This is a genomic window from Advenella kashmirensis WT001 (assembly GCF_000219915.2).
Classification (GTDB): Bacteria; Pseudomonadota; Gammaproteobacteria; order Burkholderiales; family Burkholderiaceae_B; genus Advenella; species Advenella kashmirensis.
In genome coordinates this window covers 3,633,023-3,645,859 of the sequence record NC_017964.1, presented here as the reverse complement: position 1 = coordinate 3,645,859, position 12,837 = coordinate 3,633,023, and the positions used below count along the sequence as shown (strand labels likewise).

Annotated in this window: 11 protein-coding genes and 3 pseudogenes; 9 read left to right on the top strand and 5 right to left on the bottom strand. The window is 56.1% G+C overall.

Features of this window, described 5'->3' with window-relative positions:
- Positions 1-5: 5 nt before the first annotated feature.
- From TKWG_RS17085 to TKWG_RS17075, 3 genes and pseudogenes are all read left to right on the top strand, one after another.
- Complete coding sequence (locus TKWG_RS17085) at positions 6-572, top strand: CGNR zinc finger domain-containing protein (protein WP_014752035.1); 567 nt, start codon at positions 6-8, stop codon at positions 570-572.
- Between the two features lie 166 nt (positions 573-738).
- Positions 739-1,011, top strand: a complete 273-nt coding sequence (locus TKWG_RS17080; RefSeq protein ID WP_014752034.1) for a CopG family ribbon-helix-helix protein — start codon at positions 739-741, stop codon at positions 1,009-1,011.
- A gap of 49 nt (positions 1,012-1,060) precedes the next feature.
- Positions 1,061-1,261, top strand: a pseudogene (locus TKWG_RS17075) (type II toxin-antitoxin system RelE/ParE family toxin); the annotation flags it as partial.
- A gap of 101 nt (positions 1,262-1,362) precedes the next feature.
- On the opposite strand, the gene TKWG_RS17070 reads toward TKWG_RS17075, so the two are convergent.
- Both TKWG_RS17070 and TKWG_RS17065 read right to left on the bottom strand, forming a co-directional pair.
- Positions 1,363-2,229: a MurR/RpiR family transcriptional regulator gene (locus TKWG_RS17070; RefSeq protein WP_014752032.1), complete on the bottom strand. Its 867-nt coding sequence runs from the start codon at positions 2,227-2,229 to the stop codon at positions 1,363-1,365.
- A gap of 33 nt (positions 2,230-2,262) precedes the next feature.
- Positions 2,263-3,606 (bottom strand): aspartate aminotransferase family protein, encoded by a 1,344-nt coding sequence (locus tag TKWG_RS17065; RefSeq protein ID WP_014752031.1) that lies wholly within the window; start codon positions 3,604-3,606, stop codon positions 2,263-2,265.
- Between the two features lie 154 nt (positions 3,607-3,760).
- Here TKWG_RS17065 and TKWG_RS27310 point away from each other — a divergent pair.
- The 3 genes and pseudogenes from TKWG_RS27310 to TKWG_RS17050 all read left to right on the top strand — a co-directional run bounded on the left by TKWG_RS27310 (position 3,761) and on the right by TKWG_RS17050 (position 7,182).
- Positions 3,761-4,578, top strand: a pseudogene (locus TKWG_RS27310) (carbon-nitrogen hydrolase family protein).
- 68 nt (positions 4,579-4,646) lie between these two features.
- Positions 4,647-5,659, top strand: a pseudogene (locus TKWG_RS27305) (Bug family tripartite tricarboxylate transporter substrate binding protein).
- Positions 5,659-7,182 carry a M81 family metallopeptidase gene (locus TKWG_RS17050; protein ID WP_014752028.1) on the top strand — a complete coding sequence of 508 codons (1,524 nt, stop codon included), beginning with the start codon at positions 5,659-5,661 and terminating at the stop codon, positions 7,180-7,182. The pseudogene TKWG_RS27305 and the gene TKWG_RS17050 overlap by 1 nt, the downstream one beginning before the upstream one ends.
- Positions 7,183-7,345: 163 nt before the next feature.
- Here the strand turns inward: TKWG_RS17050 and TKWG_RS24130 are convergent, their stop codons facing one another.
- Together TKWG_RS24130 and TKWG_RS17045 are read right to left on the bottom strand one after the other, a co-directional pair.
- Positions 7,346-7,828, bottom strand: coding sequence for a hypothetical protein (locus TKWG_RS24130; RefSeq protein WP_050981653.1), 483 nt, complete (start codon positions 7,826-7,828; stop codon positions 7,346-7,348).
- Positions 7,829-7,920: 92 nt separating this feature from the next.
- Positions 7,921-9,018, bottom strand: a complete 1,098-nt coding sequence (locus TKWG_RS17045) for a sulfatase-like hydrolase/transferase (protein ID WP_050981652.1) — start codon at positions 9,016-9,018, stop codon at positions 7,921-7,923.
- A gap of 716 nt (positions 9,019-9,734) precedes the next feature.
- On the opposite strand from TKWG_RS17045, the gene TKWG_RS17035 reads away from it, so the two are divergent.
- Positions 9,735-10,583, top strand: a complete 849-nt coding sequence (locus TKWG_RS17035; RefSeq protein ID WP_238534220.1) for an alpha/beta hydrolase family protein — start codon at positions 9,735-9,737, stop codon at positions 10,581-10,583.
- Complete coding sequence (locus tag TKWG_RS25405; RefSeq protein WP_238534219.1) at positions 10,580-10,756, top strand: hypothetical protein; 177 nt, start codon at positions 10,580-10,582, stop codon at positions 10,754-10,756. The genes TKWG_RS17035 and TKWG_RS25405 overlap by 4 nt, the downstream gene beginning before the upstream one ends.
- 77 nt (positions 10,757-10,833) lie before the next feature.
- Here the strand turns inward: TKWG_RS25405 and TKWG_RS17030 are convergent, their stop codons facing one another.
- The gene (locus TKWG_RS17030; RefSeq protein WP_014752026.1) at positions 10,834-11,688 is read right to left on the bottom strand and encodes an NAD-dependent epimerase/dehydratase family protein; all 855 of its coding nucleotides are present in this window, start codon (positions 11,686-11,688) and stop codon (positions 10,834-10,836) included.
- A 481-nt stretch (positions 11,689-12,169) separates the two neighbouring features.
- Here TKWG_RS17030 and TKWG_RS23360 point away from each other — a divergent pair, with 481 nt between their 5' ends.
- Positions 12,170-12,598: a DUF2946 family protein gene (locus TKWG_RS23360; protein ID WP_148274568.1), complete on the top strand. Its 429-nt coding sequence runs from the start codon at positions 12,170-12,172 to the stop codon at positions 12,596-12,598.
- Positions 12,599-12,837 lie beyond the last annotated feature (239 nt).

The window sequence follows — 12,837 nt, the reverse complement described above, 5'->3', positions numbered from 1 at the left end:
GTTCCATGCGTGCTGAATATCCTGACTTTCGCCTCGGCAATGTGCTGGCAACCAGCTTCACGGGGACGCTTTCCGAGCGTTGCGGTAATCCTATCGAGCGCATTCCCACGCCGCAGCGACTTATTGACTGGCTGGCCGTCTATGGCCTGGCGGTAAAAGCGTGTACCACGGCTCAGTTCAACAGGGCCCGGGACCTGAGGGAGGCCATTCACGCCGCTGCGACTGCCGCTGCGATCGGGCGTGCGCTGCCTGCATCTGCTGTCCGGGTCATCAACGATTGCAGTGCTCAGGGCAGGGCAGCTGCATTCCTGACGCCCGAAGGCAAGCGGCAATGGAAGCTTGGTTCGGCATCCAGTGTGGAAGATGCTCTGGGCGTAATTGCCGCCGATGCGATCAGCATCCTGGCAGGCGAACGGGACGGCAAACTGGCCTTGTGCGCATCACCCAGTTGCCAGGCCGCGTTCTTTGACACCAGCCAGAGTCGTACGCGCAGATGGTGTGATATGGGTACGTGTGGGAATAAGGAGAAGAAAGCGCGGTTTAATGCGAACCGGCGAGGCAAGGCGAGGTAGGGGGACTAACTAGTTATGGTGGCTATGCCAGGTGCAGGCAAATCTTCGGCACATTTGTTGCATTGGGTATATAAAGGCCTTGCTCCGGTAGTGGCCAGTGGCTTGATCTATTCAATATTAATTAGTAGGATCGGTTTTGAATCAAATGTACCAGAAGGTGGATGCTATGCCTAAAGCCGAAACACGCGTGCTTACCGCGCTCGTCCCCGTATTACTTGCAGAGAAAGTGGACCAATTGGCAGATCGGCTTAGGCGTTCTCGTGGCTGGATTATAAAACAAGCACTTTCAGCCTGGATCGCCCAGGAGGAAGAGCGCGACCGCCTGACACAGGAGGCGCTGGCTGAAGTGGAGGGTGGTCATTTTGTTGATCATCAAGCCGTGCAAGCTTGGGCTGACAGTCTGAGCGACCAGGAACCACTGCCGGTACCTCGCTCATGATTTTGAATAGACCAGCAAGACGCTTTCCGAATGAGCGCGTTTATACGAATTTTTAGCCCCAGTGAACAAATCAGCCGCTGCCAGAGCGGTGCAAAAGCTAACCAAAGCCCCAACCATATTGTTAACCGATTCGCGCATTGGCGAACAATTGTTCCAGTTCGAGCCGCGTGACGTGCGCCGCATTCTGGCAGGACATTATGAAACTCGCTACGAAATTCAGGGTGAAACGATCTATGTGCTGCGGCTGTAGCATACCGGGGAATATCGTTAATTCGGGCTGGCTAGCGCAGGGGGCGTTAGTCGATCACATCAGGTATTTAACCCATGGTCGCCCACATCTGTGCGCCTTTCCTAATCAACATAAACCGCAAACCGTTGCAACTGCGCTTCGCTCTTCTTGATCTCCTGTAGGCTTTTCTTTCCGCCTCTGGCCACAAGCATGGCAACTAGGATCTGCGCGATGGACATCGCCGGAACCACGGACGGAAATAGTGATGGCGTGCTATTGGGAACGATCACCAGGGCATGCGACTGTTTGGCGATGGGGGAAAGGGTGCTATCGGTAATGCTGACAATCCGCATCCCTTGTTGACGCGCAAACTCGACTGCCGACACGGAATCTCTCGCATAAGGGTTGTAGCTGAAGACGAGCAAGGCATCGCCGCTGTCTCCCTCCCTCAGATCGTCAGAGAACGTTCCGGCAATACCCGTCAGAAGACGGGTATTGTGCATGAACATAGAACATGCGTAGTTGAAATAGAAGGCGGCAGGAAATAAGCTCCGTTGCCCCGCAACGTAGATGCGACGCGCCTTTCCCAGTATGTCGGTGGCGTGCTTGATTGATTTGAGGGTGTCTGTTGCGGTCAATTCTGTCAGGTGCGTGTTGTCCGCATGCAGCAGTTCCCGGATGAGCTTTTCCGCTTCGTCGCTGCCGCTGCGTTTCTGCAGTGCCGTTGCGCGTTCGGAAAATGAACTGCTGCCTTCGGTCAGCCAGGTTCTGTATACCGAACGAAACGACTCGTAACCGTCGAATCCCAGTTCCCGGGCGAGCCTATGCATGGTGCTGGACTGTAGGCCAGCACTGCTGGCCACGGACCGCATTGAATTCAAGGCCATATACTTGGGATTGTCCATCACATAGCGGGCAGCGCGCTGCAGTACGGGTGACAGGCTCTGATATCGCTCTTCAATCAATCGGTCTACGCTGTGCTTGTCCATGTCCTTTTCTCGCTACTTGCCAATTTTCGCATTCTACAGGATGGACGCGTGAACCTGCGCGATTGCGGCATCGACCGCCTGTGCCAGTATGTCGACCGCGTCTGTGAGTTCCGCAAGGTTCGTGATGTAAGGGGGAGCAAGCAGGACATGATCGCCGTGTTCGCCGTCAATGGTGCCTCCACCCGGATAGCACAACAGCCCTCTTGCGTGTGCTTCTTGCTTGATTCGCGCATGTAGCTGTAGCTGCGCATCGAATGGTAAACGCTGATCACGTTCGCGCACCAGTTCGATGGCCTGGAACAGGCCCCGGCCACGGATGTCGCCGATATGAGGATGGTTGCCGAATCGCTCGGTCAGCAGCGTGCGCAGATCATGCCCCAGTTGCGCCGACTGCTGAACCAATTCATCGCGTTGGACGATTCTTTGGACTGCGAGTGCTGCGGCGCATGCAACCGGGTGTCCGATATAGGTATGGCCATGCTGGAATGCACCCGATCCGGAATGGATCGCTTCCACCACGCGGTCGTGAGCAATGACCGCGCCGATGGGCTGGTAACCGCCGCCCAGACCCTTTGCCAGAGTCAGGATGTCCGGGACTACCCCTTCCGGCACGAACGCGTGGTAAGTACCGGTGCGACCCAGGCCGCACATCACTTCGTCCAGGATCAATAACACACCATAACGATCGCAGACGTCGCGTATTCTTTTGAAGTACCCGGGTACGGCGCATACTGCGCCAGCTGTCGCGCCGACGACGGTTTCGGCGACAAAGGCAGCAACCGTGTCGGGGCCAAGCTTGACAATCTGGTCCTCCAGCTCTTGCGCGAGTCGCGCGCTGTAGTCCTCGTCGGAAAGATTATCCTCTTGTTCATGATAAGGAAAGCAGGGCGATACATGGTAGGTGTCGATCAAAAGCGGCTGATAAAGTGCACGTCTCCCGAGATGGCCGCCAATGGACAGTGCACCCAAGGTATTGCCATGATAGCTTTGGCGGCGGGAGATGATGTGACGGCGCAACGGTTCGCCTCGTTCCACATGGAATTGGCGAGCCATTTTCAGCGCACACTCCATGGCTTCCGATCCGCCGGATACGAAATAAACGTTAGCGAGCCCGGCAGGCGATTGATTCACCAGTGTATCGGCCAGTTCTTCTGCGGGTTCCGAAGTAAAGAAGCTGGTGTGGGCATACTCGAGCTTATGCAGCTGTTCCGTGATCGCACTGATGACTTCTGCATTGCCATGCCCCAGGCACGATACCGCCGCACCGCCCGATGCGTCGTAATAGCGGCGATTGTTGGTATCAATAAGAAAGCATCCTGCTCCTTCGTGCGCGACGGGCATGGATTTACGAGGATTTCGATGAATAATGCGTGTCATAGGTTTCCCAAAGAATAACGGCTCTGTCACTGGTCACTGAAAGAAGTCGCTTGACCATTTGTTTTATGGATCATATGATATATGTAATATTAAAATAGATCAAATGATCCATTAGTGATTATCTGATCGGCCGAAAACACAAGGAGATCCGCAAATGAAAGTCGCGTCAGTACAGATGTTTAGTACGGACAACGTTCAGGAGAATATCGAGAAGGCGTGTCGATACATTGACGAGGCGGCCGCCAAGGGCGCTGACCTGGTTGTGCTGCCCGAATTCTTCAATACCCTGTTTTTCGCCCAGTATCAGGATCCTGTGTATCACAACCTGGCCGAAGCAGACACGGGTCGAACTATCACAGCCATTCGGGAAGCGGCGCAGCGCAATCGCATCGCGGTGATCGCCACGATCTACGAAAAGCAAGAGGCGGGGTTGTATTTCGATACTGCCATGCACATAGATCACACTGGCGCCATCGTATTCAAGTACCGCAAAGTACATCCGGCAGCCGTCCTGAGTCTGGAGAAATATATTTTCGATATGGCACGCGTTTCGACACCTATGCGTTTGACGATTGGCGTGTTGGCATTGGCATATGTTACGACATGGGATTTCCGGAAACAGCGCGTTGCCTGGCGGTCAATGGGGCTGAGCTGCTTATTGCACCGTATGCCACGACACGGGTGAACATGTTCCAGGAAGTACTCAGAACACGGGCCTTTGAAAACGGCTGCTATTTGGTTGCCGCCAATAAAGTGGGCCAGGAGGGCGGCTGGACGTTCGGCGGCAGCAGCCTCATCGCAGCCCCGAACGGCGCCATATTGCAATCAGCAGATGGGCAGTCGGAAGCGCTGCTGGTTGCGGACATCGATCGGACTCAGGTGGATGAGGCGCGCATCGCCTATCCCAGCCGCAGGGATCGACGTCCCGATCTTTACCAGTCTCTCGTGAAAGAAGCAGACGCCAACCTTTGAAGGCGGACAGAAAAATTCTTGCGCCGAGCAAAGCCAGCGCAGGGCCGTTACTATAATGGAGGAATACCATGCGACATACGAATGATTCCGATAAACACAGCAGGGCGCGGCGCGCAGGCAAAAAATGGGCGATGGCGGCGGTGGCAGTCGCTGGAACTTGTGTGGCGTTTTCCGCGCATTCAGCGGACGATTGGCCGACCCGTCCCATACAAATTATCGTGCCCTTCGGGCCAGGTGGAACAACAGATCTGCTTGGCCGACTGGTGGCAGAAGGGCTCTCCAAGAGTCTGAAGCAGAGTGTCGTCGTGGAAAATAAACCCGGCGCTGGCGGCAATATAGGTGCTGCGGCCGTGGCGCATGCCAAGCCGGATGGCTATACCGTGCTCATGGGAACACCGGGGCCTTTGGCGATCAACGCCAACATCTATCCGGATATGAGTTACAAGCCCGAGACGGACTTTGCGGCGGTGTCCTATGTGGCGGATGTACCCAATGTCATTCTGACCAACCCTGCAACCGGCATCAAGAATATCGATGAGTTGCTCGCGGCTGCCAAGGAGCGACCCGGTAAACTGAACTGGGGATCGCCCGGTGTGGGCAGCACCGGGCATATTCAGCTGGAGCTACTGAAGCAATTGGCTGCTGTGGACATTACGCATGTGCCTACAAGGGCGCAAGCCAGGCCAAGGCCGATTTGCTCGCGGGGCATATCCAGCTCTCCGGCGATAACGTTCCAACTGCCCTTGAACAGATCCGGTCGGGGAAACTGGTCGCGCTGGGCGTGGCAAGCGAGAACGAACTACCAGTTCTGCCCGGCGTGGCGCCAGTGAGGAAATCGGTGCCTGGCTACGTATTGCCATCATGGTTCGTCATCGTGGCGCCGGCTGCGACACCCAAGCCTGTCGTTGATCGGCTCAGTGCCGCCATCGACGCTTATGTGAAAGAGCCTGCAGTGCTCGAGCAGTTCCAGAAACTGGGCGCGACACCCGTAGGCGGTCCACCGGAGCGATTGGCCAAGCAATTGACTTCGGAGCAGGCGCGCTATAGGGAAGTCATGGCCAAGATGAAGGAGCCCAAATAATGGTGACAGAATTTGCCCCTCCTGTCGCCAGGCGCAAGCGCCTTGCGGTGGCACGATTCTGGTACGAAGGAAACGCGTTCGGTCCGGTACCGGCGACGATGGAGCAGTTCGAGCAGTATGAATGGCAGAGTGGCCCCGAGGTGTTGAGTCAATCAGCGGGGACGGCGACCGAGATGGGGGCCGTGGCCGCGTTTGCGGAGCAGCATCCCGATTGGGATGTCGTTGTTCTGCGTTGCGCCGCCGCCTTGCCGGCAGGCCCCATTGCGGAATCCGTATTCGATCAATATGTATCGGAAGTCAAAGAAGGGCTCTTGCTTGGTTTGACCCAGGGTGGATGGGATGCAGTCTATCTATCGCTTCATGGCGCGGCGATCACGACGGACAGGGAAACGCCGGAGCTGGATTTTGTTCGTATGGTGCGCAGCATACTGCCCGACGCGCCGCTGGGCGCAAGCTTCGATCTGCATGGCAATATGCCGTCCGGATGGGCGGACGTGCTTGACTTCGCATCCGTTTACCGCACGCATCCGCATATTGATATGGCTGCGACGGCCGATCGGGTGCTTAACGGGCTCGTGGCCTGGGTGACCCAGGGCCTGCGCACGCGGCTGGTGCTGCGTAATGACCGTATCGTCTTGCCCAGTATTAATATGCGTACTCAGGCTGGGCCGATGCATGCGCTGGAGCAGATGGCCCGCGATGTTACGATAGCGCCGGTGATGGAAGTGTGTGTCTTTGGGGGATTTCCTTACTCTGATACGGCGGCCACGGGCTCCTCTGTGTTGGCAATCAGTGATGCGCGGCTGGACCCTGAGGGAAGGGCGGCCACTGCAGCAGCAGAGCAGGTCCTTGCCCATGCTTGTTCGCTGGCTGATCAGTTTCGAATCGAACTGCCGTCTCCAGCGGATGCCGTTGCTGCTGCATTGGCATCATCAAAGCCGGGTTTGATTGCCGTTACGGATTCAGGCGACAACCCATTGTCGGGCGGCGGTGGCGACACGCCGGCATTATTTCGTGCATTAATAGACGCGCAGCCGAGTATGTCCTGTCTGTTTGCCAGCTTTGTCGATCCTGAAATTGTACGCCGTGCAGGCGCAGCAGGCCGTGGTGCAGTGCTTGATGTTCGCCTGGGTGGCCGCCATGGATCGCATTTTGGAGAGGGCGCGGATGTGCGAGTCCAGGTAGACGTGTTGACCGACGGCGTCTTTCGCAACTCTGGTCCCATGCATACGGGAGTGGAGCGCCATTGCGGCAACACGGTCATTCTTCGTCTGGCGCAGTTACCCGACGTCCGTGTCATCGTCACCGAACGTGTCGTGGCTGCAGATGACCCATCCTTTTATGCCTTGCATGGTATAGACCTGAATAAGCTGCGCTTACTGTGCGTAAAAGCCAAAAATCACTTCCGTGCTGCTTTCGCGGAGCGTTGCGCCGAGATAATTGATTGCGACGCACCAGGACCGGCGTGTCAGGACCTGTCGGCACTCCCGTTTCGTCATGGCCATATCGCGGCAGGGTATTGATCGGGGCTCTTCAATACAAAAAAACGGGGCAAATGGTATTTAGTCAACTTGTGTTGGCAAGAAAAGACAACGCCGGTAGCCATTTTGAAATAATGGCAAAACCGGCTGCGTTGTCGCGACATCTTAGGTAAGAAGCCGCTGGCGCAGAGCGACCAGGCTTTCCTTAATCCTCCACCTGCCCCGTCGGCCGCAACCTTTTCTTACGCCGCTGCTGCACCAGCATCGCCTGCAGCGTCTTGATCACCCTGTCCGTCGCCGCATTCTGGCCGCAACGCCATGCCAGGTTCGTCGTTTCCAATGGATCGTCGCCCAGGTTGTACAGCTCGAACTCGGCCGGGCCGCCTTCGGGCTGCGGGCTGATGCTTTGGTCCGGGTTGCTCGCTCCGCCCCAGAATTTGGGGTTGCTGTAGTAGCGCGAGTATTTCCAGATTTGTGGTTCACCGTTTTCGTCGGGTAAGCGCGTGATAACGGTTTCCACATGGCTGGGTTCGGCAATGGGGGAGTACGGGTGGCCGCGCGGGTTGACGTCCGTCAGGCCTTCGCTCACCTCGTCGTCGGTCATAAAGTATAGGGCGTCGTCACTGTAGCCGCCGGTGCCGCTGTTGCGCACAAGTTCGGACAGGTCGGCGCCCACCAGCGGATGCACTTCGGAATGGCTGGGTTTCAGTTCGTTGGCAGCCTCTTCCTGGCTGATGCCGGCCAGGCCTATGAGGGTGGGAAGGATGTCTACATGGCTGGTCAGCGCATGGCTGTGTTGCTGGCCGTTGAACAGGTCGGATTGGATATGATGAATGGAATATGCAGGGATTCTTCGTAGGCGTTATACCATTTCTGATGCATGCCGCCGTGCGCGCCCAGCATATCGCCGTGATCCGAGGTGTAAATGACGATTGTGTTCTCAAAGAACCGGCTGTTGCGCAGCCTTTGATAAACCTTGAGGATTTCCTGATCGACCACGTATTGCAGGTAGTAATACATCTGGTAGTACTGGGGAATGGTCGGGTTGCGGAAGAACATTTCGCCATATTTTTCGGCATAATCCTTCTGCGCGCGGGGCTTGGTGGACAGGTCTTCGCAGCGGGTTGGTGGCAGCGGCAGATTCAGGTTTTTGATGAAGTCCGGGAAATCATAGTCGTATTTGAAGCCAAACAGCCATGGCGAGCCGAAGAAGACGATGTCATGCGGGTTGGTGAACGACGCCACCGTGAGCCAGGGCTGGTCGTTGCCATCCTGGTCCAGCGTGTCCAGCAGACTAATGATCTGATTGGCAAAACCGGGGTCGCGGTTAACGCCTGCGTTGGCTTTGGCCGAGCCATGCGGGTCGGGGCCGATCCAGCCGTCGAAACCATATTCATTCAGCTTGTTCGCTGATTTATACAGTTCCTCTGCGCGCGGTATGGGTGTGCCGTCGTCTTTGGTGCTCATCATGACATTCACACTGCCGGGCAGAATGATGTCCGGGTGCGACAGATGCCATTTGCCGCGGTAAAAGGTGCGATAGCCACCGGCGCGAAAATAGTCGCCCATGGTGGGTACGGTGTTAGGGTCCAGATAGAGCATATTCGGGTCGTACCACTCTTTGGCCATGCCCGACGTTTGCGTGACGCCGTGCAGGGAAGGGTAGTGGCCGGTATAAATACTGGTTCGGCTGGGGCTACAGGCGGTGCTGGCGGTGTAATGCCGATGCATCTCCAGGCTGTTTTCGCGCAGGGCGCTGATGCCCGGCAGGTACTCCTGGCGAAATTGCTGAATGGACGCGTCCTCATATGTTGGAGGGTACCGCTCTTCGTCCGTGGTGATAATCAAGAAATTGAATTGCCCATTGTTCGCTGCCATGACCAGGATCTCCTTGGTGTGCTGGTGGATGATAGGGGTAAAGCCTTGACGATGATGTGGCGTTTGATTAAATGAATCGCGATATGTCTATGCGTCGGTTTTTGACTGCATCGACCTGGGTCGTTTGCCCCGCGTCCTACTGACTAAGGACCGCAAGTGATGGCGTCGCGCGTGTTGCGGATCGCGCAGCATTGCTTAATAAGGATGTTGCGACGGTTTGTCACGGTGGCATAAAGCGCCATGCAAACATCCGCGCCAGCACTCAGGTAAAGGCCGCGGCGACCGTGCGCCGCATAGCAATTGTGATTATTTCTGATGTGCTGCAGTGTGGTATCGGTCAACATGGTTTCTGTACGTCCCCACTTTGAGTACCATGCTCGCCAGACCTGCAGATATCGGCAATACCATTGGCTACGTTTGGCAGCCTGGTACGAAGGCTCTGGCATGGGAAGAGCCAATGGCGTCTATTATGCCATATGTAATTATGTTTTGCGATGCGAAAAAAATTGCAACTGTCATTATGGATGGATTGTGACAGGCATCTTACCAGCGGTCGTGTCGCAGAATCGCTTGGCGGCATCGTAACGGTACGCACGACAGCATAGTACGGTCTGTGGTGTGTCGCCTGCACATCATGGCTGTGATCACGATCGTTCCGTTCGCGGGCCGGTTACCCTATAATCCGCTCTAATATTTACAAAAAACGGAGACTGGGAATGAAGCCTTTAGCAATAACGATAACTTTCGTCATGGCCGCCGGCATTGCCGGTTGCGCATCAACGCGCAATGACAGCGGTCCGTTGACCATTGCCAGGCAGGGCAGCTTTTTTGTGGGAGGGAAAAACATCCAGTCAGACGCGCTCTCGAATTTGCCGGCTTACGCGCCTGCGGGTACGATCGCCGTGAATCAGGTGTATGTGCGCTATCAGGAACCGGCTAATGCGAAAAAGACATCTGTGGTTTTCGTACATGGCTGCTGCCTGACCGGCAAAACCTGGGAGTCGACACCGGATGGTCGCATGGGCTGGGATGAGCTGTTCGTGCGCAAGGGCTTTCCCACGTACGTAGTGGATCAAGCCTCGCGGGGGCGGTCCGCAGCCGATCCGTCGGCCATCGTAGCGGTCAAGAGTGGGCGACAGGCGGCTGACAAGCTGCCGCAGGTGTTCGGCGCCGCGCAGGAGGGTGCCTGGCAGATTTTCCGCTTTGGCCCCAAATACCCCGATGTTTTCCCGGGCATGCAATTTCCACTAGAGGCCCAGGCAGAGTTCTGGAAGCAAATGGTGCCAGACTGGCTCAATGCCTTGCCCAAACCCAATCCCACTGTACCTGCACTATCGGAGTTGGCAAGGAAAGTGGATGGCGCGGTGCTGATCAGTCACTCTCAGTCCGGTATTTATCCCTTTGAAACAGCCAGGCTGAACCCTGCCGGTATCCGTGCATCGTCTCGATCGAGCCCGGCGCCTGCCCTGCGGCAGACAGCGATTTGTCTTCGCTCAAGGGAATTCCGGTACTGGTGCTATGGGGCGACTACGTTAATCAGTCTTCTCGCTGGGCACCACGTTTGAAGGCCTGCAAGGAATTTGTCGCAGCCGCGAACAAGGCCGGTATCAAGGCAGAGAATGTCATGTTGAACGATGTGGGTATGCCAGGCGCATCGCATATGCTGATGCAGGACAAGCATAGCCTGCGGATCGGCACGTGGCTGGCGGACTGGATTGATCAGAACGTGAAGGGGTGATTTTTGCGAGGCTGGTACTTTATCTTTTTATCAATGCCAGCCTTGCGTTGTGATCCTTAAAAATCACGGAACGAATATCACTCCTCTTCATCCCGTTGTGCCGCATACCAATCAAGCGCATTCGACCATTTGGGTGTCCAGCCGCTGGCTCGCAGCCGAGCGTTCGAGAGCCGCTTGCCGCCGGGCGCCCGCAACTGGCGGGCAGGGGCGGGAGCCCCAATTAATTGCGCCAGCGCTTCGTAGAACTGCGCCGTTGGCATCGGGCAATTATCCGTTCCTATATAAAGTGGATGAGGATCGGCCATCGTGAGCAGAAGCGCGCAGGCCTGCGCGGCATCGTCGATATGAATCCGGTTCGCCCAATGACCGGGCCCGTCTGGCGCGGTGATTGTGCCTGCCTGCAGTCCTTTTAACAACTGCAGCCGCCCCGGGCCGTACAAGCCAGACAGCCGCAGCGCGGCCCCTGAGCCCGGCGGCACTAAAGCGCGTAGCGCATCTTCGGCTTCCAACAGCGAGCTGGCCCGAAAGTGCGTTGGCTCCACGGGTGTATCTTCGTTCACCCAATTATCGGACGGCCCCCAGACGGCCGATGATCCCACCAGCACACAGCGCTGCAGCCGGCTAAGACAACCGGCAGGCAGGCTGTTCAACAGCCTTGGCAGTCCAAGCGAGTACACCCCGGTATAGTGCGTCATTGTTCTGCTATCTGGCGATGGGGCGTACAAAATATGGGTGACATCGGAAAATTCTTCTGCCCCCAGGAAAGCGAGGCTTTCCGGGTTCAGCAGATCGGCTTCGCGCCAGGAAATGGTGTTCTCTGATGCAGGCGTTACCTTGCTGCGGCGCAGGCCAATGCATTTCCAATGGGCTGGATCAAACAGCTTTGCCGTTCGTTCGCAGAGGTCACCACCAACCAGCAAGAGTGTGTTCATATGGGCTACTTCATTACGTATTTCAATTGTGAATGATTGTTTTTCGACGCTTTACGATAATCAATCTCGTCATGCCCCCGCTTCTTGTGCCACTGAGCAAGAAGCATAAAGCACGGGGCCAGGATCCTCGTGGGCGCTTGTGTCTGACCTTCTTTATTGTGCTTTTAGCATTTTAGACGAGCTCCCAATAATTGCCGGCATCGTAGGGACGGGAGACATTTTTGGGTAATACCGGTATTAACCCGGCAGACGCGTATCCACCACGCCTCATTCCTGAGACGGCGTTAGCACACCTTCGATCCATTTCACGAAAGCGTGGACCCGACCCGACAGATTTCGCCGATGTGCGACGATCAGGGCACGGGCAGTGCCCGGCGACGAAAAGCTGGCATAAGCTCTGCAAACGCTCCAAGCTCCGGTACTGATGGAAGATTTGTTTGATGTGTAAAAAAGAATCAAAATATTATAAAATGTACATGCGATGTTTAGATCTTCAATGGTTACTCACAGACAAAGTATCAATGGCTGGCAGGGTTTTCTGTGCCTGGCCTTGCTTGCTTTTCTTTGCAGATCGGCGATCCCAATAGGATATATGCCAATATTGTCCGCCAGCAAAGGGGCGGCTGTTGCGCTCACGCTGTGTACGGCACACGGCGGGACGCAGACGCTCCTCCTGGAGGTGCAGAATAAAAACAATGAACCTGCAGACAACGCTCACGCCGATCAGGAATGCCCCTTCGGGCTTGTCATGTCGCATGGCGTACTGCCTGTTCAAGCGCTGCTTACACTGACAACAACAGTCTGGCAGCAGCGTCTGGTCCTGGCCGCTGAACGCAATCGTTCGCTGCCACCACTGCCAGCGCTCGGACCGCCTCTGGGTTCCAGGGCCCCGCCCGTACGCCTCGGTTGATACACACGAGCGATCGTATTTGCTAACGATCGCCTCACTGTGATTTCTATCTTCCGAGGTTTTTAATGTCTGCAGATTCTGTTTGAATGCGGGCTATCGCCGCGTCGATAGTCGGGCGTTGCTCGTCCGTTGCTTGTCCGTGTTGCCGACTCGATGCCCAGACCTTCTATCTGCATGGCGTTGCTGGTCCACTTGCCTTTGCAGCAAGCGGCCGCACTCGGTAAGTAGTAATCATCCTA